This is a genomic window from Ensifer sp. ENS07 (genome assembly GCF_014852185.1).
Classification (GTDB): Bacteria; Pseudomonadota; Alphaproteobacteria; order Rhizobiales; family Rhizobiaceae; genus Ensifer; species Ensifer adhaerens.
In genome coordinates, this window is sequence record NZ_JACVBE010000001.1 from 54,953 (window position 1) to 79,085 (window position 24,133).

At 62.2% G+C, this 24,133-nt stretch carries 24 protein-coding genes and 1 tRNA gene; 17 read left to right on the forward strand and 8 right to left on the reverse strand.

Annotated features, from left to right (window positions below; genetic code table 11):
* Positions 1–10: 10 nt before the first annotated feature.
* The 5 genes from IB277_RS00235 (at position 11) to IB277_RS00255 (ending at position 2,370) form a co-directional block, all read left to right on the forward strand.
* Positions 11–478, forward strand: a complete 468-nt coding sequence (locus IB277_RS00235) for a low molecular weight phosphatase family protein (RefSeq protein WP_034797006.1) — start codon at positions 11–13, stop codon at positions 476–478.
* A 271-nt stretch (positions 479–749) separates the two neighbouring features.
* Entirely contained in the window at positions 750–968 is a 219-nt protein-coding gene (gene infA / locus IB277_RS00240) for a translation initiation factor IF-1 (RefSeq protein WP_004435948.1), read from the forward strand.
* A gap of 147 nt (positions 969–1,115) precedes the next feature.
* A complete protein-coding gene (locus tag IB277_RS00245; protein WP_034797002.1) occupies positions 1,116–1,736 on the forward strand; it encodes a Maf-like protein in 621 nt (206 codons plus the stop codon).
* A complete protein-coding gene (gene yacG, locus IB277_RS00250; protein ID WP_051659366.1) occupies positions 1,705–1,953 on the forward strand; it encodes a DNA gyrase inhibitor YacG in 249 nt (82 codons plus the stop codon). Before IB277_RS00245 ends, yacG begins: the two co-directional genes overlap by 32 nt.
* A 341-nt stretch (positions 1,954–2,294) precedes the next feature.
* Positions 2,295–2,370: transfer RNA gene (locus IB277_RS00255), tRNA-Phe, on the forward strand.
* Between the two features lie 78 nt (positions 2,371–2,448).
* Here the strand turns inward: IB277_RS00255 and IB277_RS00260 are convergent.
* Complete coding sequence (locus IB277_RS00260; RefSeq protein ID WP_034796999.1) at positions 2,449–3,348, reverse strand: LysR family transcriptional regulator; 900 nt, start codon at positions 3,346–3,348, stop codon at positions 2,449–2,451.
* Positions 3,349–3,446: 98 nt separating this feature from the next.
* Between IB277_RS00260 and IB277_RS00265 the strand changes: the two genes are divergently transcribed.
* The 7 genes from IB277_RS00265 to IB277_RS00295 all read left to right on the forward strand — a co-directional run bounded on the left by IB277_RS00265 (position 3,447) and on the right by IB277_RS00295 (position 11,244).
* Entirely contained in the window at positions 3,447–4,517 is a 1,071-nt protein-coding gene (locus tag IB277_RS00265) for a 4-oxalomesaconate tautomerase (RefSeq protein WP_090294987.1), read from the forward strand.
* A gap of 54 nt (positions 4,518–4,571) precedes the next feature.
* Positions 4,572–5,552: a tripartite tricarboxylate transporter substrate binding protein gene (locus IB277_RS00270; protein ID WP_244546723.1), complete on the forward strand. Its 981-nt coding sequence runs from the start codon at positions 4,572–4,574 to the stop codon at positions 5,550–5,552.
* 1 nt (position 5,553) lies between these two features.
* Positions 5,554–6,075 carry a tripartite tricarboxylate transporter TctB family protein gene (locus IB277_RS00275; RefSeq protein ID WP_082566601.1) on the forward strand — a complete coding sequence of 174 codons (522 nt, stop codon included), beginning with the start codon at positions 5,554–5,556 and terminating at the stop codon, positions 6,073–6,075.
* A gap of 1 nt (position 6,076) precedes the next feature.
* Positions 6,077–7,582: a tripartite tricarboxylate transporter permease gene (locus tag IB277_RS00280; protein WP_034796995.1), complete on the forward strand. Its 1,506-nt coding sequence runs from the start codon at positions 6,077–6,079 to the stop codon at positions 7,580–7,582.
* Positions 7,583–7,779: 197 nt separating this feature from the next.
* The gene (locus IB277_RS00285; RefSeq protein WP_034796993.1) at positions 7,780–8,826 is read left to right on the forward strand and encodes an acyltransferase; all 1,047 of its coding nucleotides are present in this window, start codon (positions 7,780–7,782) and stop codon (positions 8,824–8,826) included.
* 177 nt (positions 8,827–9,003) lie between these two features.
* The gene (locus IB277_RS00290; RefSeq protein WP_192370665.1) at positions 9,004–10,767 is read left to right on the forward strand and encodes a flagellin; all 1,764 of its coding nucleotides are present in this window, start codon (positions 9,004–9,006) and stop codon (positions 10,765–10,767) included.
* Positions 10,768–11,022: 255 nt separating this feature from the next.
* Positions 11,023–11,244, forward strand: a complete 222-nt coding sequence (locus IB277_RS00295; RefSeq protein ID WP_090294984.1) for a hypothetical protein — start codon at positions 11,023–11,025, stop codon at positions 11,242–11,244.
* A gap of 105 nt (positions 11,245–11,349) precedes the next feature.
* Here the strand turns inward: IB277_RS00295 and IB277_RS00300 are convergent, their stop codons facing one another.
* The 7 genes from IB277_RS00300 to IB277_RS00330 all read right to left on the reverse strand — a co-directional run bounded on the left by IB277_RS00300 (position 11,350) and on the right by IB277_RS00330 (position 18,263).
* Complete coding sequence (locus IB277_RS00300) at positions 11,350–12,597, reverse strand: glycosyltransferase family 2 protein (RefSeq protein ID WP_089043372.1); 1,248 nt, start codon at positions 12,595–12,597, stop codon at positions 11,350–11,352.
* A gap of 470 nt (positions 12,598–13,067) precedes the next feature.
* The gene (locus IB277_RS00305) at positions 13,068–13,454 is read right to left on the reverse strand and encodes a DUF930 domain-containing protein (RefSeq protein ID WP_043613096.1); all 387 of its coding nucleotides are present in this window, start codon (positions 13,452–13,454) and stop codon (positions 13,068–13,070) included.
* 121 nt (positions 13,455–13,575) lie between these two features.
* Positions 13,576–14,037: a YbaK/EbsC family protein gene (locus tag IB277_RS00310; protein WP_034796972.1), complete on the reverse strand. Its 462-nt coding sequence runs from the start codon at positions 14,035–14,037 to the stop codon at positions 13,576–13,578.
* Positions 14,038–14,126: 89 nt separating this feature from the next.
* Entirely contained in the window at positions 14,127–14,315 is a 189-nt protein-coding gene (locus tag IB277_RS00315; protein ID WP_034796970.1) for a hypothetical protein, read from the reverse strand.
* Positions 14,316–14,442: 127 nt separating this feature from the next.
* The gene (locus tag IB277_RS00320; protein ID WP_034796969.1) at positions 14,443–14,697 is read right to left on the reverse strand and encodes a GlsB/YeaQ/YmgE family stress response membrane protein; all 255 of its coding nucleotides are present in this window, start codon (positions 14,695–14,697) and stop codon (positions 14,443–14,445) included.
* A 156-nt stretch (positions 14,698–14,853) separates the two neighbouring features.
* Positions 14,854–16,149: an L-rhamnose catabolism isomerase gene (gene rhaI / locus IB277_RS00325; RefSeq protein WP_110818523.1), complete on the reverse strand. Its 1,296-nt coding sequence runs from the start codon at positions 16,147–16,149 to the stop codon at positions 14,854–14,856.
* Between the two features lie 14 nt (positions 16,150–16,163).
* Entirely contained in the window at positions 16,164–18,263 is a 2,100-nt protein-coding gene (locus IB277_RS00330) for a bifunctional rhamnulose-1-phosphate aldolase/short-chain dehydrogenase (protein ID WP_110818522.1), read from the reverse strand.
* Positions 18,264–18,466: 203 nt separating this feature from the next.
* Here IB277_RS00330 and IB277_RS00335 point away from each other — a divergent pair, with 203 nt between their 5' ends.
* The 5 genes from IB277_RS00335 to IB277_RS00355 all read left to right on the forward strand — a co-directional run bounded on the left by IB277_RS00335 (position 18,467) and on the right by IB277_RS00355 (position 24,130).
* Entirely contained in the window at positions 18,467–19,279 is an 813-nt protein-coding gene (locus IB277_RS00335) for a DeoR/GlpR family DNA-binding transcription regulator (RefSeq protein ID WP_034796966.1), read from the forward strand.
* A 117-nt stretch (positions 19,280–19,396) separates the two neighbouring features.
* Positions 19,397–20,386, forward strand: coding sequence for a rhamnose ABC transporter substrate-binding protein (rhaS, locus tag IB277_RS00340; RefSeq protein ID WP_060522260.1), 990 nt, complete (start codon positions 19,397–19,399; stop codon positions 20,384–20,386).
* 266 nt (positions 20,387–20,652) lie between these two features.
* Positions 20,653–22,149 carry a sugar ABC transporter ATP-binding protein gene (locus IB277_RS00345; protein WP_110818591.1) on the forward strand — a complete coding sequence of 499 codons (1,497 nt, stop codon included), beginning with the start codon at positions 20,653–20,655 and terminating at the stop codon, positions 22,147–22,149.
* Positions 22,146–23,126 carry an ABC transporter permease gene (locus IB277_RS00350; RefSeq protein ID WP_089043323.1) on the forward strand — a complete coding sequence of 327 codons (981 nt, stop codon included), beginning with the start codon at positions 22,146–22,148 and terminating at the stop codon, positions 23,124–23,126. Before IB277_RS00345 ends, IB277_RS00350 begins: the two co-directional genes overlap by 4 nt.
* A complete protein-coding gene (locus IB277_RS00355; RefSeq protein ID WP_060522257.1) occupies positions 23,126–24,130 on the forward strand; it encodes an ABC transporter permease in 1,005 nt (334 codons plus the stop codon). Before IB277_RS00350 ends, IB277_RS00355 begins: the two co-directional genes overlap by 1 nt.
* The last annotated feature ends 3 nt before the right edge of the window (positions 24,131–24,133 follow it).

Below are 24,133 nucleotides of genomic sequence, written 5' to 3' on the forward strand. Positions count from 1 at the left end.
GACGACCGGCATGGCGGGAACCGAGGCTCAGCGCTTGAAAATGCCCCGCTCGGTCCTCTTCATGTGCGGCATGAACGCTATTCGCTCGCCGATGGCCGAAGCGCTCGCCAAGGCGGCGCTGCCGGCCGGAACCTATGTCGCCTCCGCCGGCGTGCGGCATGGCGAACGCGACCCCTTCGTCGACGTGGTCATGGCCGAAGTGGGCCTGAGCCTCGGTCGCCACCAGCCGCATACGCTCGATGAACTCGAGGATGACTATTTCGACCTTATCGTCACGCTGGCGCCGGAGGCGCATCACAAGGCGCTCGAATTGACGCGCTCCATGGCCGTCGACGTGGTCTACTGGCCGACGCCGGATCCGACGGTGGCTGCCGGCACGCGCGAGCAGATCGTCGATGCCTACCGCGCCGTGCGCGATCACCTGTCGACGCTGATCAATCATCGGTTGATCGGCTCCAGGAAGTCGGAAGACGCTTGAGAGTGTTGCGAAAAATCCCCGCGCGGTCCGCAGTCTCCGTCGCTTCCATGCCGGCGTAAATCTCGATCGATTTAAGACTAGAGACATGGAGCGGTACGAAGTGCTATAGCGGCTTCGCGCTTCTGATCCGACGCGCGGCACAGTAGCCCGTCACAAAAGCGCAAAAGCCGGTCTTAGATGGTTCACAAATCCTCGTCGATTGTGTAGTTTCCGGCGAATTTTTCGGGATACCTGACGGTTCCCTAAACAAAGATAGAAAGAACAGTCCTACATGGCGAAAGAAGAAGTCCTTGAATTTCCGGGCGTGGTCACCGAATTGCTTCCGAATGCGACCTTCCGCGTGAAGCTCGAAAACGAGCATGAGATCATCGCTCACACTGCCGGTCGTATGCGCAAGAACCGCATTCGCGTGCTTGCCGGCGACAAGGTTCTCGTTGAAATGACCCCGTACGACCTTACCAAGGGCCGTATCACCTACCGCTTCAAGTAAGCCGCTCCGGCTCTTAGCAATTCCTGGAGCATTTCCGCTTCTACTTCGAATCGCGAAAACGCTCTAACCTTTGGTTGGATTGCAATTCCAGACGTAAACCGCCTATCGCATTTTGCTGGAATTGCTTTGGAGTGACGGCTCGTTCCGATGACAGTGGCCAAGAAACTGATACTTGCGTCCGGTTCGCCGCGTCGCGTCGAGCTTCTGGCGCAAGCCGGCATCGAGCCCGCGCGCCTGATGCCGATGGATCTCGATGAGACGCCGAAGCGTGCCGAACATCCGCGTTCGCTCGCAAGGCGCCTGTCGGCCGAAAAGGCGCGAGCGGCGCTTGCTGCAGTCAAGGGCGAAGCCGGCTGGGACGGAAGCTACATTCTGGCAGCCGATACGGTCGTTTGCGTTGGCCGCCGCATCCTGCCGAAACCGGAACTCGTCAGCGAAGCCTCGAGCGCGCTGCATCTTCTTTCCGGCCGCAGTCATCGCGTCTACACCGGCGTCTGCCTGATCACCCCGGACAAGACCGTGCGCCAGAAGGTCGTCGACACCAAGGTGCGCTTCAAGCGCCTGTCCGGTTTCGATATCGAGAGCTATCTCGCCTCGGGCCAATGGCGCGGCAAGGCGGGCGGCTACGGCATCCAGGGCATCGCCGGCAGCTTCGTGGTCAAGCTCGTCGGCTCCTACAGCAACGTCGTTGGCCTGCCGCTTTACGAAACCGTCAGCCTGCTTGTCGGCGAAGGCTATGACGTGCACAATCGTTGGCTGGAAGGCTGAACGAGTGACCGACGAAACGAAGAAAAGCGCTTCGAACGTTGCGCCCCTGCGTGCACCGCGCCCGTGTCCGGAATGTGGCCGGCCGTCGCATCGGGAACACTATCCCTTCTGCTCCGACCGCTGCCGCAACGTCGACCTCAATCGCTGGCTCTCCGGCTCCTACGCTATTCCGGTCGCCGACGACGAGGCGAAGGCCGACGACGGCGACGACCGCTAGGCGTACCGCTGCGGCCGGACCCGCCGGTCCGGCTTTTCCTTCCCCGCATCCTCTTTGCCGCGAACGACGCCTCGAAGATCCTCGCGCGTCACCGGGTGCGGGCGATCATCTTTTTCGGCTTCCAACGGCCACTTTCCACGAAAAATGGACCAGGGAGAGGATGCGATCTCTCTGAAACTCCTCGCTTTTTCGGCGTTTCGATTGTCCACAGGATTTCGGTCAAAAAACTTTCATTTGGCGCTGGACACCGCCGAACAAGATGCTATAACCCCGCTCGTTCCCGGGGCAAACACAAGCGCCCCGATGGTTCCGAAAGGAGCCGATGCCCGAAACGGCAGGATGCCCGGATAGCTCAGTTGGTAGAGCAGCGGATTGAAAATCCGCGTGTCGGTGGTTCAAATCCGCCTCCGGGCACCATTCTTTCTTCTCGAAGATCTTGGTTCCTTCAAGCGCTGCCGTGTCGTTTCCTTGCGTCCGCTGTGCGGCTGCGCTCCTTCAATACGTCGTCCACTCCTGCACCAACATCTCGCGAAAGCGGATGGCGGCCGGTGATAGTCTGCCGCCGCGGCGTTCGACAAGGCCGATGGTGCGGCTGACGGTGGGGGCGGTCAGCGGCACGGTGGCGATAACAGGGTGTTCGACCTGGGGTGTGGCCAGCCGCGGCATCACGGAGATGCCGAGGCCCGCCTCGACGAGGCCGAGCGAGGTCGAGAGGTGGTTGACCTCGTAGAACCAGTTGAGCTGCACCTGGGCCGTTGTCAGCGCCCGGTCGAGCACGGCACGGTTGCCGCTGGTCTTGCTGACGCCGATGAGCGGGTGGCCGGTCAGATCCGCCCAGGTCAGTTGCTTCGAGGTCGCCAGCGGATGATCGCGGCGGCAGGCGAGCACGAACGGGTCGTCGACGAGCGGCGTGAAGCTGAGATCAGGGCGCGCCGCCCCAGTGATGTTGATGCCGAATTCGACCTCGCCGTTGGCGACCGCATCAAGCCCCTCATTGGCCGAGAGATCGAGGATTCGGAAGCGGATGCCCGGGAATTTCTCGTTGAAGGATTGCACAACCCTGGGAAGAAAATAGAAGGCCGCGGTCGGGACCGAGGCGATGGTGACCTGGGCGCGGTGTCGCCCACCGAGGTCGCTGATCGAGAGGATCGATTCCTCGAATTCGTCGACCAGACGCCTGACCAGTGGCAGAAGCTCCCGCCCGACCTGCGTCGGCGCCACGTGCCGGGTCGTGCGTTCGATCAACTGCGCGCCGACGGAGGCTTCAAAGCCCTTGATCCGCCGTGAAAGCGCAGGTTGTGAAAGATTGAGCTGGCGGGCAGCTTCGTTGAACGAGCCGAGGTCGAGTACGGCGAGAAAAGCCTTGAGGTCGAGGAATTCGAAATTATTGCGCATATCGGAATAATTACGCCATTCTTTGCATTTCACAACAGATTTGATCCGTGAGATCCCTCCGATCAGCCGGTTGCGGCCGGTTCGAAGGAGCATGCGGAATGGATGACTTGATCAGGATACCCTGCGTGATGATGCGCGGCGGAACGTCGAAGGGACCGTTTTTTCTGTCTCGCGATCTTCCGGCTGATCCCGTCGAGCGCGACCGCCTGCTGATCGAAATCATGGGCTCCGGCCACCCGCTGCAGATCGACGGTCTCGGCGGCGGCAACTCGCTGACGAGCAAGGTCGCGATCGTCGGTCCGTCGAGCCGTCCGGAAGCTGATGTCGATTATCTCTTCGCCCAGGTGAAGGTGCTGGAGCGCAGCGTCGATACGGCGCCGAACTGCGGCAACATGCTCTCGGCCGTCGGCCCTTTCGCCATCGAGGCCGGCCTGGTTCTGCCGACCGGCGACGAAACGGTCATCAAGGTTCACAACGTCAACACCGGCAAGATCATCGACGCCCGCATTCAGACCCCCGGCGGCGCGATCGCCTATCAGGGAGAGGCCGCCATCGACGGCGTGCCGGGCAAGGCCGCCCCTGTCTATCTGGCCTTTCGCGATGCGATCGGCGCCAAGACCGGCCGACTGCTGCCGAGCGGCAAGGCGACCGATGTCATTCTCGGTCTTGAAGTGACGCTGCTGGACGGCGCAACGCCGGTGGTGATCATCACCGCGGAGGATATGGGCTACAGCGGCTCGGAGCCCGCTGCAGCTTTCGACGCCGATACGGATTTCATGGCCCGGCTCGAGGAAATCCGGCGGGAGGCCGGAAGGCTGATGGGGATGGGGGATGTCAGCCAGTCGGTTCTGCCGAAGCCGGTGCTGATCGGGGCGCCCGCGAACGGCGGCGATCTGGCCGTACGCTATTTCACGCCCGCCAATTGCCACACCGCGCTTGCAACGACCGGTGCCGTAAGCCTCGGTTTGGCGGCAACGATCCCGACCGGCCTGGTGGGTCGGCGTTTTCCGGAGCTTTCGCTGCCGGCGACGCTCGCCTTCGAGCACCCGACCGGTGAACTGCGGGTAAGGGTCGAGAAGGCCATAGGAGACAATAGCCCGACTGTGTCTGTGATGCGCACCACGCGTCGGCTGTTTGAAGGTGCGGCTCTTGTTCGCAAAGACGCTTAGGGTCTTGCAGAGCAACGTGTCGCGAATGCATTAACGAACTGGGAGGAGAACAAAATGCCCATGAAATTTACCCGTCGCGTCGCCCTGGCCCTGTGCGGGGCCGCCATGACCATGTCGGTCGCAGCCCCTGTGATGGCGCAGGAAGCCTATCCGTCCAAGCCGATCACGCTGGTGGTTTCCTATGCCGCCGGCGGCGGCACAGATGCCATCGCCCGCGTCTTTGCCGCGCGGCTTGAAAAGGCGCTCGGCGGTCGCGTCATCGTCGAAAACCGGCCGGGTGCCGCCGCCAACCTTGGAACCGAAGTCGCCGCTGCGGCTGATCCCGACGGCTACACCCTGCTGATCGGCAATCAGGGCCCGATGGTCGTCAACCCGCATATCTTCAAGCTGAAGGCCGATCCGGGCACGGACCTCGATCCGATCGCGATGATCGCGGATGCGTCCCTCGTCGTCGTTGTCGGACCATCACTCAAGGTCAACACGCTCGGCGAACTGGTCGAGGCGGCCAAGTCCGGCGAACTGGTCTATGGTTCGGCCGGCAACGCCTCGGCCAGCCATCTCGGCGCGCTGCTGCTCGGCCAGACCGCCGGCATCAAGGTCAGGCACGTTCCTTACAAGGGCGCAGGCCCGGCGGTGAACGACCTCGTCGGCGGCCACATTGACTTCATGGTCACCACCATTCCCTCGGCGATCGGGCTGATCGAGAGCGGCACGCTGAAGGCGCTTGCCGTCACCGGCGACAAGCGCTTTGCGAGCCTGCCGGATGTGCCGACCGCCATTGAAGCCGGCGTTCCGGGCTACACGGCCTCGGCCTGGTATGGCCTCGTCGGTCCGAAGGGCATGCCGGCGGACGTAAAGTCGAAGCTCGAGGCGGCGACGACCGAGACGCTCAGCGATGCCGACGTGCTCGACAAGCTGAAGAACGACGGCGCCGTGCCGTCCTCCATGGGCCCCCAGGCCTTTGCCGATTTCATGGCCAAGGAGCGCGCGCGCTGGGGCGACGTGGTGAAAGCGGCCGACATCAAGGTCGAGTAAGATGGAAGCCACGTCCACGAACACTGAAACCGAGCCCTCCGCGGGAGGGCTCGGCCGGGAGAGGCTTGCCGGCATCGTGCTGGTCGGCCTCGGCGGGCTTGGCCTGTGGGCCGGCTCCGATCTGCCCTTCATGACCTCGGAAGGCGTCGGCTCGGGGCTGATGCCGCGGCTGCTTTCCCTCGTCATCCTGGGGCTCGGGCTCCTGCAACTGGTGCTGAGCCGAAAGGATCCGGGGCCTTCGACCGGCCGCTGGGCGATCCGCGAGACGATCCCCGTCATCCTCGGCGTCGTTCTCTTTGCCGTTACGGTGCGTGGCTATCATCTCGGTCCGGTTACCATTCCTGGTCTCGGCCTCTCGATCGCCTGTCCGCTGGCGGTCGTCGCTTCCGGCCTGGCCGCGCGCGATGCGCGCCTTGGCGAACTTCTTGTCTTTGCCGCCGTGCTAACAGCCTTCTGCATCGGCCTCTTTCGCTATGCGCTCGGGCTTTCGGTTCCCGTTGCGCCCTGGCTTCTAGGATACTGAGATGCTGGACGTCTTTATCAATCTCGGCCTCGGCATGACCGTGGCGTTCACCCTGCAGAACATCGCGCTCTGCTTCATCGGCTGTCTCATCGGCACGCTGGTGGGCGTGTTGCCCGGCGTCGGCCCGGTTGCCACAATCGCGATCCTGCTGCCGGTCACCCTCTCGCTCGATCCGACCGGCTCGCTGATCATGCTCGCCGGCATCTATTACGGCGCCCAGTACGGCGGCTCGACCACGGCGATCCTCGTCAACATTCCCGGGGAAGCGACCGCGGTCGTCACCGCCATCGACGGCCACAAGATGGCCCAGAAGGGCCAGGCGGGGCTTGCGCTCGGCCTGGCGGCGATCGGTTCGTTCTTTGCCGGCACGGTTGCCACCATCGTGATTGCCGCTCTCGGCGTTCCGATGACGCGCATGGGCCTTCTCTTCGGCCCGACCGAGTATTTTTCGCTGATGATCATGGGCCTCGTTTTTGCCGTCGTGCTGGCGCACGGTTCGCTTCTGAAGGCGGTTTCGATGATCCTCATCGGCGTGCTGCTCTCCTGTGTCGGCGCCGATATGGAAACGGGTCGCGAGCGCATGACCTTCGGCCTTGAAATGCTCCAGGACGGCATCGAATTCGTCGTGCTGGCCATGGGCATCTTCGGCTTCGGCGAGATCTTCAAGAACCTTGCCGATCCGGAATCCCGCGATGTCGTGCGCAGCCGCATCGGCCGCCTGTGGCCGACGCTGAAGGAGCTGAAGGATAACTTCCCGCCGATCCTGCGCGGCACCTTCCTCGGCTCTGTCCTTGGCGTTCTGCCGGGCAACGGCGCGATCCTCGGCCCCTTTGCCAGCTATGCGGTGGAAAAGCGTATGTCGAAGCGGCCGCAGGACTTCGGGCATGGCGCACCGGCGGCCGTCGCCGGCCCGGAAAGCGCCAACAATGCCGGCGCGCAGACCTCGTTCATCCCGCTTCTCACCCTCGGCCTGCCGCCGAATGCGGTGATGGCGCTGATGGTGGGCGCGATGATGATCCAGGGCATCGTGCCCGGGCCACAGGTGATCGAGCGCAATCCGGAACTGTTCTGGGGGCTCATCGCCTCGATGTGGATCGGCAACCTCATGCTGGTCATCATCAACCTGCCGCTGATCGGTCTGTGGGTGAAGCTGCTGCGCGTGCCCTATCGCCTCCTGTTTCCGGCCATCGTCTGCTTCTGCTGCATCGGCCTCTACTCGATCGCCAACGATGCGGCCCAGGTAATGATGGCCGCCCTGTTCGGGATCATCGGCTACGCCCTCTACAAGCTCGAATTCGAGCCTGCGCCGCTGGCGCTAGGCTTCGTGCTGGGCCGCTTGCTAGAGGAGAAGCTGCGCCAGTCGCTGATTATCTCCGGCGGCAGCCCGCTGACCTTCCTGCAATCGCCGCTGTCGGCAATTCTGCTGGCGATCGCCGTCATGGCGCTTGTGATCGCCATCTCGCCGTCGATGCGGCGAAACCGCGACGAGGTCTTCAAGGAAGCCTAAGGGTTGCTTCTAAACGTTGGAAAGGCCACGGGCACGCCGCGCCCGTGGCCTTTCTGTTTTCGGGCAGGCGCGCGAGGTATCGTCGCCGATCGGTCAAGAACATCGCTCCTCTTCACAAGTGCGCGGAAGCGGCGTAATCTCCAAGGATATTCTTAAGTAGAAATAATTTAAGTAATAGATCCTGCGGGGACAAAGGAATGGCTGCGACGGGAGCGCGCGGCGACAGGCGGGAGCAAATTGACGGGCTTCGCGTGATCGCCATGACGGGGGTATTGTACGTTCATTACTGGAACGAGCATCCCACACTTGAATCTGTTCGAGTTTCACTCTTCTTCATCATCAGCGGCTTCTTGATCGGGGTGATCCTGCTGTCGGCAAAAGACACCCAGGCAACGATCAACGTCACCAATTTCTACATTCGCCGCTCGCTTCGCCTGCTCCCGGCGCTGTTCCTGATGCTGTTCGTGGCGGCACTGTTCAACATGGATGGCATACGCAACAGCCTGGCGTGGCACACGTTTCAGATGTCGAGCCTGTATTTCGCCATCACCCAGGACTGGGAGCCCTGGGTTGCCGCGCATCTCTGGAGCCTCAACATCGTCGAGCAGTTCTACCTTACCGCTCCGCTGATCATCATCTTCCTGAGCCGGCGGCATATTTTCGTGGCCTATGTCCTCATCTTCACGATGTCGGTGATCGCCCGAACCTATAGCGACGAGCTCGGTCTTCTCGCCTGGTCAAACATCGTTCTTGCCTTTGACCCGGTGGCGGCAGGGGCGATCCTGGCGCTGGTCAAGGACAATGCCGATGTGCGGGCGGTTCTGACGAGCAAGCTCAACAACCTCGCGTCTGTCGCGATCATCGCGTCGCCTCTCTTCGTCGGTTTCAAGTTCGGCCATTCGGAAACCTATAAGTTGCTTTGCATCTACGCGCTGGCCTCGATCGTTCTGAGTTCCTACATCGGATACAAGGGCGTGTCGGCCTATCTCCTGGCAAACCCCGTCACGCGCTTCCTCAGCCGCGTCAGTTACGCGACCTATGTGTACCACATGGCGCTCTGGTGGCTGGTCGCCGAACAGTGGCCGGCGCTCTACAGGGCGGGGCCGATGACGTTCCTCATCATGAGCACCATCACGGTCATCGTCGCGACGATTTCCTGGCATCTGGTGGAAAAGCACTTCGACGCCCTGAAAGCCTTGTTCCCCGTAACCCAACCGGTGCCGCTGGCGGCCGAGCGTGCCTGACCCCGCCTGCAGGGCGAGGAGCAAGGGCGCAATTATTGCCAACCATCGGAAGGGCTGACGCAATATTTGCGCCCCGAGGCGAGGTTTCTTAAGTCGGTGTTAACCACGTATTTGGTTGTATCGCCACAATCACAGCGGCCCATGAAGGGCATTTTTCAATTTTAAGATGTCACTAATATGGTCAGCATTCTCACGAACGCTGGAGCGATTTCTGCGCTCCAGACTCTGCGTACGATTAACTCCGACATGGCTCAGGTCCGCGGGCAACTGAACTCGGGCCTGAGAATTCAGACGGCGGCCGACAACGCCGCCTATTGGTCGATCTCGACAACCATGCGCTCCGACGCCAAGGCCGTGTCTGCGGTCCAGGACGCGCTCGGGCTGGGAGCGGCCAAGGTCGAGACGGCCTATGCGGCGATGGATGCCGTTACCGGTATTCTCAGCGAGTTCAAGGCCAGGCTGGTGACGGCGAGGGAGCCCGGCGTCGACAAGGGCAAGCTCCAGAAGGAGCTCGACCAGCTCAAGCAGCAGATCCTGAGCATCGTGGATTCGGCGAGCTTCAGCGGACAGAACTGGCTGAGAACCAATGTCTCCGACATCTATGACAGCGATCTGAATCGCACGTCCGTCGCCTCCTCGTTTTCGAGAGACGCCCGAAACGGCGTGTCGCTGAACACGGCCGACTTTTTCCTGCGGGACTCCTCGCTGTTCAACAGCACCGGCGGCGGCATCCTGCAGGCCGACACGCGGGATCTGAGGACCGTCGGCGGGATCCGCTTCGTGACCTCGGTCGATGTCGACGGCTACACCACCAACAGCAACTACAACAACCGGGCGGGCCAGGCTGGCGAATTCGTGTTCCATTTCACGGGGCCGCTCAGTTTTTCGAACGCGGGCGACAAGATCACGTTTGACGTCATCGTCGACAAGGACAGCAGCTCTCAAGGTCTCTCGCTGCCGCTACACGCCGGAAAGACGACCTCGGTCACCGTCGATCGCACCACCGTCGATACGGTGCTCGGCGCCGCTGCCAACGGCGTGATATCGGACTACACGCAATATGCAGCAGTGCTCGACCACGCGGTCAAGCAGGCGGGGGCCGGCGCCACGGTCAAGACATATAGACACCCCTATGAGCCTTACGCCCCCATTATCAATCAAATCGGCTTCATGACACAGCAGAATTCCGGCCTCGACGGGTCCTATGTCGAGGTCGCCAATCTGGTCGTCAGCACGTCGAGCGGCGGCGGAGCTGGTCTCGTTGAAAACTCGGATTTCGGCGAGCGCGGATCGGAGATGACGCTGACGTTCGAGCAGTTCGAGGTCTACAAAGACGTCGTCGTATCCTTCAATTTTTCGGTGAACGGCGAAGCTCCCAGCACCCATTCCTTCGACCGCAATCAGGTGAACGCGCTGCTGGGCAAGGATACCGGCAAGATCGAAACGGTCGACGAGATGGTGACGGTGCTTCAGTCGCTCATCACCCGGCCGAACACCATCATTCAGAACAACGGCTCAGGCGGCATCCTGATAAAGTCCGATCCGGCCGTCGATCGGAAATCCGGTGCCGGAACCTTTATCGGCTTCACCAACATTGACGTGAACATCGAACCGATCGCCCGCAGAAACTTCCTTGACGTCGATATCGCGGCCAACCCGCAATCGGTCGATTCCTATCTCCACTACATCGAAGTCGTCCTGCAGCGGACCATCGACCGTGCAGCGGCGCTCGGTTCGCTGCTGTCGCGCATCGACATGCAAACGACCTTCGCTCAAACGCTGATGGCGACGATCGACAAGGGGGTCGGGCGCCTGGTGGATGCCGACATGAACGAGACATCGACGCGGCTGAAGGCCTTGCAGTCGCAGGAGCAGCTCGGCATTCAGGCTTTGCAGATCGCCAACTCCAACGCTCAGAACATCCTGCAGCTCTTCCGCTGAGACAAGCCGCAGAGGTGGATTTGGAGGGCGCGATTAAGAGGGGAAAATATCGTCGGCTCTGCCGACCTGGCTTCGACTGACCCCGGAACTTAACCCAGCCGAGACTCCTCGGCTGTCACCTGCGTTACAGGCGTGTCGCAGCTTCTGCCTATTCTGGCGCCCGGGAGGACCTGAGCGGCGCAGTTCGTCGCCGCACAATTTAGGCCGCGACGTCCGGAAAAAACGGGGGCGCGGCCGGGTCAACGAGGATTAGACATGCGTAAACTTGCGACACTCTCTCTGGCAGCTTTGGTGACTGCGACGGTCGCCGTGGTCGGCGTTGCTCCGGCATTTGCCGGCGGAAGCTACTACAAGGGCGTATCGACAACGCCCATCAACGAAGGCCACAAGAGCGAGAAGTACAACCCTGAGGCCAAGGTCGTGAACCGCCCACCGCCGCGCAACGGCGCCTATTACAAGGGCATCATGCGCAAGTAATGCGGTATCCGTGGGGCGTGCGTGGTCAAGCGGCCTTTTTGCCCGTCGCGCTACCCGGCATAACCTGCGAAACAAACGAGGGCGCCAGCGGCGCCCTTTTATATTTTAAAGCAGAACGTGGTTGAGGATGTCGCTTTCGCTGACCACTAGGTTCGGCAGGTGCCCCTTGCGAAGATAGTGCTTGCGATCGCTGTCGGCCGTGACGAAGACGGCAGTGCGGGCAATTTCGTCCGGCGTGAGTTCCGTTGTACCGGGAACGACGGCGATATGGGAGCGCAGGCCAAGGTCACGCAACAGCTCTTCGATCGCACCATGGTCTTCGACGCCGTGCAGCACCAGACGATCGATCTCGGCGACCGCGTTCGTGTGCCACATCACCGTCTGCAGGGCGACCATGAGCGGCAGAACGCCCTTTGATCGCTGCAGTTCGGGATGGTGTTCGAAGCCGCCGAGCATCAGGCGGGTATAAAGCTCATAGGCGCGGATGTAGTCCTTCTTCGCGAGCCACATGCGCAGGGCGACCGTCATGCGCAGCATGGTGAAATCCCTCACCTGCGCATCGAGATAGGCCCGGCGCTCCGGTGTTAGCCGCACCGCGCCGCGCTTGGCACCGGAATAGAGGAAATATTCAAGGCCGCCGCGGTAGCTGTCCCAGGCGGTGAGCACGTCGGCATGGCCGGCTTGCGGCCGGTCGCGAGCAATCTTCGAACGGGTGACCTGTCGGTAGAACGGCTTTCTCAGGAAGGCGACGGCGCCCTGCTCCAGAAAATGGGCGAGATAGGCGAAGGCCCAGTAGGCGAAGTTCCTGGGCACCCAGGCCGACCGTAGTGCCGACGCCCGGTAGATGCCGATTTCCGGAAACACGTGTCGCTCGCAGAGGAAGTCGAACACTTCCTCTGAAGCGCGCTTCTTGAACTTCGTGTCCTTGTCGACGATGTAGAACGGCGGATCATCGCGCTCCTCGACTTCGTCATGCGTGTACCAGGGCGCGTAGCAAGCGGTGACTTCCGGATTGAGATCCAGGTAGCGGATCGCCTCGCGCATGCCTTCGTTGATCAGGATGTCGTCGTCGGCGAGATAGAGCACATATTCGCCGGTCGCGCGGCTGAAGGCGCTGACGACGTTGGCGCCGGAACCGTAGTTTTCCGCCTGCCTGAGGTAGCGGATCGGCAGGCCCTTGGCGATGAAACGCTCGGCCACGTCGCGCGTGTCGTCCGTAGACGCGTTGTCGGAGATGATGATCTCGTACTTATAGGAGAATTGGTAAAGGTCGACGAAATAGGCGAGCGACTTCTCGAGAAAGGCTGCGCGATTGTAGGTTGGAATGCAAATGCTCAGCTTAACCTGGCTCACGCGCCTCTCCATGGTGCTTTTCTCGCGCGGTTTCCAGTCTCTTCGGACGTTGCCGTTGCCCGCATCGCCAGCCCTGGCGCTGCCCGCACGGCGCAGGTGTCCCGCGCATACAGGGAACGCCCCCTGCACATTCCTTATTCCGCTTCGATCTTGTGTGAGCCTTGTCTTGGATAGGCGATGTCGGCCCCCTCTCGGCGCCGGTCGAGCGCAGTTAACGCTTTGTTAACCATGCTGGCGCACTCTCGGATCAGGCTCACGCCGCCCCTTGTGCGACGGACCGGAGCTGCCGGACGGGATACGCCGTCGCGTTCGTTCCGATGGAGCCGAGGTAAGGGTGTACGATATGGCAGAGCACATGATGAAAATGCTGATGAGCATCATGGCCGCGCTCTCGTTCGGCTCCCTGCTCTTTCTCGTGGCCATCCTCTAGGGCTCTCTGCCCTCAAGGCCACCGCGTCCTTCGACGCCTGTCAGGGATAAAGGTAGAATTCGTCCCAGCTCTCGTGCGGCACAAGCTCACCGATCTTGTATTCGAAGGACAGGACATCCAGGTGCTCGGCGTCGGTGCGGCACTTGAACTTCAGCTTGTACCATTCGCCCTTGCTGCGGAACACAGCGCCCGGCGCCTTCATCTTGTCTTCCTTCACGACCGGTTCGGCGAAAGTATAGGCAATCACCTTGTCCGGTTTGAAGCTCGACTTGTCGGCGTTGATGCGCTCCATCGCTTCGGTGTCGCAGCGCTGCTCCAGGCGGGTCTGGGGGTCGAGCTTCTCGAACTGACGTACCAGGGACTGATCCATCGCCAGCGCCGGGGAGAATGTGGCGGCGAAGACGAGCGGGTACGCGAGTAGCTTCATGCTTGACGGACTCCTGGGAACGGAAAGGACCAACCCGGCAAATCACTGCCGGGCGCGCGCTTGCGGTTTCAGTTAAGCTTTGTGGCCATTCCAAGGCATGCCCCGTATCCGCAACGGCAAACTACGCTTCCGATACGTCGATCCACTCGGCGCCGGTCAGCTCGGCGATGCGGGTCGGGCTGATGTGCACAGCCGCATTGGTGGCACCGGCGGCCGGCACGACGATGTCGTAGGCCTTGAGCGACAGGTCGCAATAGATGCTGTGCGGCTTGGCGAGACCGAAGGGGCAGACGCCGCCGACCGGGTGGCCGGTCTCGGCTTCCACCTCGTCGAACCCAAGCATGCGCGCCTTTGTGCCGAAGCGGGCCTTGTACTTCTTGTTGTCGAGGCGGGCGTCGCCACGCGTGACGATCAGGATCACGTCGTCGCCGACGCGAAGCGCCAGCGTCTTGGCGATCTGGGCGGGCTCGACGCCGTGGCCCTCGGCCGCAAGAGCAACCGTGGCGGTGCTTTGTTGTAGCTCGATGACGTCGATATCTGGGGCGTGCTGGGAGAAGAAGTCTTTGACGGAGGTCAGGCTCATGGCGAACAGTTCACGTTATTGAAAAGGCAAGGGGCGGCCGCCGCGGCGCAAGGAGCGCTAGGGTCCTTCGTGCCGGGCGCGCAAATCTCTCAATCGTCGTTGGAAGCGTCAAGGTCTTCCGGGCGCAGACCTTCCTGCTGCGGTGGCAGGTAGCCGTGATTGGTGAACCAGTTTTCGAGGATCGCGATGATCGCCTGATCCCGTGTCTGCATTCCCGGGTGATCCGCAATGAACGACTTGAGCGCCGTTTCGATCTTGTCGGTGTAAAGAGCGTTCATGCTCGCCTCCGTCTGGCTATGTGCGATGTCCCGTCCAGCAGATCACAGTGCTACAGCCCCCTTCGCGCGTCCAGATGGAACGGCCGGGGATATCCCGGGCGCGAAGGGTACTGCGGCCGGCGATGGGTCAGGCCTGTTTGACGATGCGGATCAGCACCAGAAGGATGACGGCACCGATCGTCGCGTGCAGGATCGCTGAAAGGATGCCGGTGCCGAGGCTGATGCCGATCGCCGGAAAGAGGAAGCCGGCGATGAAGGCGCCGATGATGCCGACGACCATATTGCCGATGAGGCCGAAACCGCCGCCCTTGACAATGAGGCCGGCGAGCCAGCCGGCGACCGCGCCGACGATCAGGAAGACGAGAATGCTTTCAATGCCCATGAACGGGTCCCTTTCCGTTGAATCTCCAAGGGAAAGATAGATCAGGAATTGAAATCAGATAGGGGGCAATTTCATCGCGCAGCGATTTTTTGAGCTGTCGAGCGTGGGATGCGGCGCCGGGCCTCAAATGGCAGCCCGGCGCGGCTCGTTTCAGTGTCAGACGATACCGCCCCCGCCGCCGGCAACGGCCGGGCGCTCAGCCGCGACTTTCGCGCGGTAACCGCTCTTGCGATAGGCCGCGACAGGTGCGATTGCACCGCCGCTTTCGAGACGCGCCATCGCGAGAATAGGCTCGACGTCGGTGCGGAAGGCTACCTTCAGCGTCTCGCTCGCCATCAGCGCGTCGTTGTCGTCCTGGTAGCCCGCGAGCGCCTGGCGGTCGACAATCAGCGCCTGGGCATAGGCGCGGCAGACCTCGGTGGCACTCGTCATCAGGCTTTCGATCGGGTCGGTGACGTTGTGGCTCTGGTCGAGCATGTGCGCCGGCTCGAACCCCTTGGCCTTGCGGGTCTCCGCATCGACGAGTTCGTTGAAGACGAGGAACAGCCGGTAGGGATCGATCGAACCGGTGTCGAGATCGTCGTCACCATACTTCGAATCGTTGAAGTGGAAGCCGCCGAGCTTGCCGAACTGGATGAGGCGGGCGACGATCATCTCGATGTTGACGTTCGGCGCATGGTGGCCAAGGTCGACGAGGCAGAAGGCCTTGGGGCCGAGCTCCTGGGCGATCAGGTAGTTGCTGCCCCAGTCCTGGACGACGGTCGAATAGAAGGCCGGCTCGAACATCTTGTGTTCGGTGTAAACGCGCCAGTCATCCGGCAGCGCCGCGTAGACCGATTTCATCGCGTCGAGATAACGCTCGAAAGCACGGGTGAAATTGCTTTGGCCGGGGAAGTTGGAGCCGTCGCCGACCCAGACCGTCAGCGCCTTGGACCCAAGCTGCTGGCCGATCTCGATGCATTCGAGATTGTGCTCCACCGCTTGAGCGCGCGTGGCGGCGTCGGCATGCGACAGCGAGCCGAACTTGTAGGAATGTTCCTGGCCCGGCGCGTCTGAGAAGGTGTTGGAGTTCATCGCATCGAAACCGAGGCCGAGCGACGTGCCCTTCTCTTTTAGTTTGGAAATGTCGCTCACCTTGTCCCAGGGGATATGCAGCGAGACGGTCGGCGTCGCCCGGGTCAACTGCTGGATGACCGCGCAATCCTCGAGCCTGTCGAAGATGTTGCGCGGTTCGCCCTTGCCGGGGAAGCGGGCAAAGCGCGTGCCGCCGGTGCCGACACCCCAGGAAGGGACGGCAACACCGTAGGCGGCGACCTTCCGTTTGATCTCGTCGATCGCGATGCCGCGCCGGCTGAGCCTTTCGCCGAGGCTCTCATAATCCCGGCGAAGTGCGGTGAGCCGGCTTTCGTTCTCGGCCTCGACGGTCGCCTGGCTGATCATGGTGGTCGTCATGAAACTCTCCTCGATCAGCGGGTGAAGGACTGGGCGTTGCCCGCGTCGACATTGATGATGTTGCCGGTCGATTTCGCCGACATGTCGGAGGCGAGGAAATAGATCGCCTCGGCGATATCCTCGGGGAAGACGCTGAGCTTCAGCATCGAGCGCTCGCGATAATGCGCCTCGAGGTCGTCCACATCCATCTTGTAGGCGGCGGCGCGCTGTTCCTTCCACTCGCCAGTCCAGATCTTCGAGCCGCGCAACACCGCGTCGGGGTTCACGACGTTGACGCGGATCTGCGCGCCAGCCCCTTCGAGCGCCAGGCAGCGGGCGAGGTGGATTTCGGCCGCCTTGGCGGTGCAATAGGCAGATGCGCCGGGGGAGGCGGCAAGACCGTTCTTGGAGGCGACGAAGACGACGTTGCCGCCGGCCTTCTGCTGGCGGAAGATGCGGAAGGCTTCACGCGAGACGAGGAAGTAGCCGGTCGTCAGGATGTCGATGTTCTTGGTCCAGAGCGCCAGCGTCGTGTCTTCGATGGCGGCTGACGAGGCGAGGCCGGCATTGGAGACCAGGATATCGAGGCCGCCGAAGGCGAGCAGAGCGTCGGCAAAACCGCCCTCGACCGCAGCTTCGCTGGTGACGTTCATGCTGACGGAGCGGACGAAATCCTTGCCGTAGCGCTTGGACAGTTCGCCTTCGGCCGCCGCAAGCGCGGTCTCATCGATATCGGCGAGCACGACGCAGGCGCCTTCCTGCATCAGCCGGTTGGCCGTCGCCTTGCCGATACCGCCGGCGCCGCCGGTAACGAGCGCAATGCGGCCGGCGAGGCTCTTCGGCTTCGGCATGCGCTGCAGCTTTGCTTCCTCCAGCAGCCAGTATTCGATGTCGAAGGCTTCCTGTTCCGGCAGGCCGACATAGGTGGAAACGCCGGAGGCGCCGCGCATGACGTTGATGGCGTTGACGTAGAACTCGCCGGAGATGCGGGCGGTAGACTTGTCCTTGGCAAAGGTGATCATACCGACGCCGGGCACGAGATAGACGACCGCGTTCGGGTCGCGCATGGCGGGGCTGTCTTCGTGCTTGCAGCGCTCGTAGTAGGCCGCATAGTCGGCGCGATAGGCGGCGATCGCTTCGGGCAGCGCTGCCAGCGTCTTGTCGACATCGGGACTGGCCGGATCGAAATCGACCACCAGCGGCCGGATCTTGGTGCGCAGGAAATGGTCGGGGCAGCTGGTGCCAAGAGCGGCCAGCGGCTTCAGATCCTTCGACGTGACGAAATCGAGCACGGCCTGGCTGTCGTCGAAATGGCCGACCTTCTTCTCGTCGGCGCTGATCAGCCCGCGGATGACCGGCATCAGCTTGCGGGCGACGTCGGCGCGGGCGGCCGCGTCGAGCGCCGGCTTCACCGCGCCGCCAAAAGCAGGCTTGGTGTTCTCGGCCTCGAACCAGGCGATCGCCTTGTTGATGATCTCGACCGTCGTCTCGTAGGCTTCTTTCGCCGTGTCGCCCCAGGTGAAGAGGCCATGGCTTTCAAGCACCACACCGCGTGCGCGCGGGTTTTCCAGGCAGAACTTTTCCAGCCACAGGCCGAGCTCGTAGCCCGGGCGTTTCCACGGCAGCCAGCCGATGTCGTCGCCGAAGATCTTTGCCGTCAGCTCGCGGCTGTTCTTGGCCGCGGCAATCGCGATGATTGCGTCGGGATGCATGTGGTCGACATGCTTCTTCGGCACGTAGGCATGCAGCGGCGTGTCGATCGAGGCGGCTCGTGGATTGAGGTTGAAAGTGCAGTGCGGCAGGTAGCCGACCATCTCGTCTTCGAACGCGACACCGCGATAAATCGACTTCAGCGCGTTGAGCTTTTCCATGTAGAGAGTGGCAAAACCGTCGAGCTTGATCGTTCCGACGTCGCCGCCCGAACCCTTGACCCAGAGCACCTCGACCGTGCCGCCCCCAAGCGGATCCTTCTCCATCACCTTGGCCGAGGTATTACCGCCGCCGTAATTGGTGATGCGCTTGTCGGAGCCGAGCAGGTTGGAGCGATAGAGCAGGCGCTCGGATTCGCTCATGCCGGCAGCCTTTGCCTCGTCCCAAAGGTTTGCAAGTCGCGCACCCTGCTGCTTGTCGAGCATCTCGAATTTCCTCCCGGTCTGATATCGCGCGGCTTGGCGACCGCGCAGAGATGTGGTTGGCATCAGATCACAGGACTTGAGCGTTAAAGTCAATCAAAAACGATCAAGTTCGCGCATGCCGCGATGCACAATGAAAAAATATGATTGTTTGTGATTGACAATGGTCGATCGTGATGGAAGCATGAACGCCATCGGAGGAACGCATGCACGAGAAAGAAAGACACCGGATCATTCAGTCGGCGGTTCAGGAAAAACCCGTCGTCACCGTCCAGGAACTGGTCGATCTGACCGACAGTTCCGAGGCGACGATCCGGCGCGATATTGCAGCCCTCCACGTGCAGAAGAAGCTGCGACGGGTGCGCGGCGGCGCCGAGGCGATCAATCCGCCACAATTCGTCGGCCTTGCCGGTCGTCCGTTCAAGGTCAACGAGGGCCTGCACGCCCGCGAAAAGCAGGCGATCGCCAAGGAGGCGGTGGCGCTCTGCGAGGATGGCGAGCCGATCATCATCAATGGCGGCACCACGACCTTTCAGATGGTGCATTTCCTCAGCAATCGGCGAATGCAGGTTTTCACCAATTCCTTCCCGATCGCCGAGCATCTTTTGAAGCATTCGAAGAACACGGTGATGCTGTCGGGCGGCACGATCTACCGCGAGCAGAACATCATCCTCAGCCCCTTCGACAATGACGTGACGCGCAATTTCTATGCGCGCCGCATGTTCATGGGGGCACAGGGCTTAGGCCCGCTCGGCCTGATGGAGGCGGATCCGCTGTTGATCCAGGCGGAGCAGAAACTGATCGACCAGGCCGACGAACTCGTCGTGCTGGTGGACTCCTCGAAGTTTCACAAGCGGTCGAGCCTCATCCTTTGCGGGCTGAAGCGGATCGCCACTGTCATTACGGATTCGGGCATCGAGGACAGGCATGCCGCGATGCTTGAAAATGCCGGTGTGCGGCTGGTCGTTGCCAGCTCGAGAGCCGGCACAGATGCGGAGAACATGTCCTCGTCCGCCTGAGGGGTGGGCGAGGAGAGGGGAAGGTGACGCTCACGGCCGGAGGGGCCGGGGCATCGCCAATGGAGGAAATCGCGCCGGTGACGCTTGTCGCGTGCCGGTCATTGGGAGGAAATGAGCATGAAAATCCTGAAGTCACTGATGGTCACGGCCGCCGTTTCGCTGGCGCTGATGGCCAATGCCGCGCATGCGGAAAACAAGAAGATCGCGCTCGTGGTCAAGGCGCTCGGCATCGGCTTCTTCGAAGCCGCCAACAAGGGCGCGCAGGAAGCCGCCAAGGAGCTGGGCGACGTCGAGGTGATCTATACCGGCCCGACGACGACGACCGCCGAAGGCCAGATCGAGGTGATCAACTCGTTGATCGCCCAGAAGGTTGACGCCATCGCCGTTTCCGCCAACGACACCGACGCCCTCGTTCCGGCGCTGAAGAAGGCGATGGATCGCGGCATCAAGGTCATCTCCTGGGACTCAGGCGTCGCCAAGGATGGCCGCCTGATGCACCTGAACCCGTCGTCGAGCCCGCTGATCGGCAACATGATCATCAAGCTCGCCGCCGACAACCTGCCTGAGGGCGGCGATGTCGCGGTGCTTTCAGCAACGGCGACCTCGACCAACCAGAACACCTGGATCGCCGAGATGAAGAAGGTCCAGGGCAACTACAAGGGCATCAATGTCGTCGCGACCGTTTATGGTGACGACCTCGCCGACAAGTCCTATCGCGAAACGCAGGGCCTTATTCAGTCCTATCCGAACCTGAAGGCGATCATCGCGCCGACCTCGGTCGGTATCGTTGCCGCCGCCCAGGCCGTCACCGACGCCGGCAAGATCGGCCAGATCAACGTCACCGGTCTCGGCCTTCCCTCGGAAATGGCCGGCCACGTGAAGTCGGGCGCCTCCAAGTCTTTCGCGATCTGGAACCCGATCGACCTCGGCTACTCCGCAACGATGGTCGCCTACGACCTGATCAACGGTGCCGAAGCCAAGCCGGGTGCTGAACTGAAGATGGGCCGCATGGGTGCCGTCAAGCTCGACGACAACAACGAAGGCGCGATGGCCGACCCGTTCGTCTACGATGCCAAGAATGTCGAGGAATTCGCCAAGATCTTCTGATCCGGCGAAAGCCCCTCATCCGCCTGCCGGTCCCTTCTCCCCGCTTGCAGGGAGAAGGGACAAGCGGCAACGGTTTGCCCCCCTTCCCGACGAGGAGGGAAGAGAGCGGCATGCCCGAGCCTTCTCACCGCATGCGGGGAGAAGGTTAGGGTGAGGGGCAACCCGCGCGGGCGGATACGAGGGCATACGAGGCCCGAACGACTTCGCGTTATCGAAACGACTGAATGGTGGACTGTCTCTTGCTGCAGGATACGCTCACATCGCGGATGAAGCCCGCCATTGCGCTCGAAGGGATCTCGAAGTCCTTTCCCGGGGTGAAGGCGCTCTCTGATGTTTCGCTGGCGCTCTATCCGGGGTCGGTGACCGCGCTGATCGGCGAAAACGGCGCCGGGAAATCGACGCTGGTGAAGATCCTGACCGGCATCTACCAACCGGACGAGGGCACGATCTCCGTCGGTGATCAGGAGGTTCATTTCCCGACGGCGCTGGCGGCCGCACGCGCCGGCGTCACCGCGATCCATCAGGAAACCGTGCTCTTCGATGAGCTCTCGGTCGCGGAGAACATTTTCCTCGGCCACGCCCCGCGCAATCGCTTCGGGCTGATCGACTGGAAGAAGCTCAATGCCGATGCGCGTGCCTTGCTTTCGCGCGCCGGTGCCGATCTCGATCCGACCATCCGCCTGCGCGATCTCGGTATCGCCAAGAAACATCTGGTCGCGATCGCCCGCGCGCTGTCGATCGATGCGCAGGTGGTGATCATGGACGAGCCCACGGCCGCCTTGTCGCACAAGGAAATCCACGAACTCTATGCCCTCGTCGAACGGCTGAAGGCAGACGGCAAGGCGATCCTGTTCATCAGCCACAAGTTCGATGAAATCTTCCGCATCGCCGACCGCTACACGGTGTTTCGCGACGGAACGATGGTCGACGAAGGGCTGATCGCCGATGTCAGCCAGGACGAACTGGTGCGCCTTATGGTTGGCCGCGCTGTCGGTTCGGTTTACCCGAAGAAGGACGTGGCGATCGGCGAACCGGTGCTCACGGTCTCCGGTTACCGCCACCCGACCGAGTTCGAGGACATCAACTTCGAGCTTCGCCGCGGCGAGATCCTCGGCTTCTACGGCCTGGTCGGCGCCGGCCGTTCCGAGTTCATGCAGTCGCTGATCGGCGTCACCCGGCCATCGGCCGGTGCTGTCCGGCTCGATGGCGAGGTGCTGGTGATCCGCAGCCCGTCCGAAGCGATCCGGGCTGGCATCGTCTATGTGCCCGAAGAGCGCGGCCGCCAGGGTGCGATCATTGGCCTGCCGATCTTTCAGAACGTCACGCTGCCGTCGTTGTCGCGCACCTCGCGCTCGGGCTTCCTGAAGCTTGCCAACGAGTTCGCGCTTGCCCGCGAATATACCACGCGCCTCGACCTGCGCGCCGCCTCGCTCGATCAGGATGTCAGCACGCTTTCGGGCGGCAACCAGCAGAAGGTCGTGATCGCCAAGTGGCTGGCGACGAAGCCGAAGGTGATCATTCTCGATGAGCCGACCAAAGGCATCGACATCGGCTCCAAGGCCGCCGTGCACGCCTTCATGAGCGAGTTGGCGGCACAGGGCCTGAGCGTCATCATGGTCTCCTCGGAAATCCCGGAGATCATGGGCATGTCCGACCGCGTCATCGTGATGCGCGAGGGGCGGATCGCCGGGCGCTTCGAGCGCGCCGAACTGACGGCGGAAAAGCTGGTGCGTGCCGCCGCCGGCATTCAGGAGGCCGCGTGATGGCAAACATCCTCAGGAATCGCGAACTGCTGCTGGTCGGTGCGATCGCCGTGCTGCTGGCGCTGATCACCTGGCGTTTCCCGCCCTTCGTCGCGCCCGCGAACCTCGGGCGTGTCTACAACGACACGTCGATCCTGATCATTCTGGCGCTTGGCCAGATGGCGGTGATCCTGACGCGCTGCATCGATCTTTCGATGGCCGCCAACCTCGCGCTCTCGGGCATGGTGGCGGCGATGCTGAACGCCGCCTTTCCGGGCCTGCCGATCCCGCTGATCATCCTTGCGGCAGTTGCGCTCGGCACTTTGCTCGGCATGATCAACGGCGCGCTCGTCTGGAAGCTCGACATTCCGCCGATCGTCGTAACCCTCGGCACGCTCACCATCTATCGCGGCCTGATCTTTCTCTTGAGCGGCGGCAAGTGGATCAATGCCCACCAGATGAGCGACGCCTTCAAGGCATTGCCGCGCGACGAGCTCTTTGGTTTTCCGGTTCTCTCCTGGCTCTCGCTGGTGATGATCGCGCTCGTTTTCCTGCTGATGAGCCGCACGGCGCTCGGACGCGCCTTTTATGCGGTCGGCGGCAATCCGCACGCGGCGGTCTATACCGGCATCGACGTCGGCCGCACCCGCTTCTCGGCCTATTGCCTATCCGGCGCGCTTGCCGGGCTCTCGGGTTATCTTTGGGTGTCGCGTTATGCCGTCGCCTATGTCGACATCGCCGCCGGCTTCGAACTCGACATCATCGCGGCCTGCGTCATCGGCGGCATATCGATCGCCGGCGGCATCGGCACGGTAGCAGGCGCGGTGCTCGGTGCGCTGTTCCTTGGCGTGATCAAGAACGCCTTGCCGGTCATCAATATCTCGCCCTTCGCCCAATTGGCGATTTCGGGCATGGTCATCATTGTCGCTGTTGCCGTCAACGCTCGCGCCGAGCGGCGCAAGGGCCGCGTCATCTTGAGAAAGGCGGAGGCTGTCTGATGGCCGAGACCCACCTTACCCCACGACATATCCCCGATCGGCTGGAAGGCCGCGGCGCGCGCCTGCTGAAGAGCTGGGAAAGCCTGCTGCTTGTCGTCGCCTGCCTCATCTTTCTCGGCAACTCGCTGGCCTCGCCCTACTTCCTCGACCCGTGGAACCTCTCGGACGCGACCTTCAACTTCACCGAAAAGGCGATGATTGCCTTCGCCATGGCGCTGGTGATCATTTCCGGCGAGATCGATCTGTCGGTGGCCTCGATCATCGCGCTCGCCTCGACGGCGATGGGCTATGCCGTGCAACTTGGCTTCGACACGCCGGCGCTGGTGGTGATCGGTCTCTCTGTCGGGCTTCTTTGCGGTGCGATCAACGGCCTCTTGATCACCGGTCTCGGGTTGCCCTCGATCGTGGTGACCATCGGCACCATGAGCCTCTTCCGCGGTCTTTCCTTCATCATCCTCGGCGACCAGGCTTTCACCGGTTATCCCGACAGCTTCTCGTGGTTCGGCCAAGGCTATGTCTGGTGGGTGTTCTCCTTCGAGTTCACGCTCTTCGTTTCCCTCGCGGTCGTCTACGGCGTCGTCTTGCACAAGACAAATTTCGGCCGCGCGGTCTATGCCATCGGCAACAATCAGACGGCGGCGCTCTTCTCCGGCATCCGCGTTGCGCGCATCAAATTCATCCTCTTCCTCCTGACCGGGTTGATGGCCGGGCTTGCCTCGATCTGCCTGACCTCGCGCCTCGGCTCGACGCGCCCGTCGATCGCGCTCGGCTGGGAGCTGGAGGTGGTAACGATGGTGGTACTCGGCGGCGTCAACATTCTCGGTGGCTCCGGCACCATCCCGGGCGTCGTGCTGGCCGCCCTGATCATGGGTATGGTGACCTTCGGTTTCGGCCTGCTCAACGTGCCGGGCATCGTCATGTCGATCTTCATCGGCCTGCTGCTGATCTCGGTGATCGCGCTCCCCATTCTCTGGCGGCGCGCCCGTCAGCGTCTCGCACATTGAGGA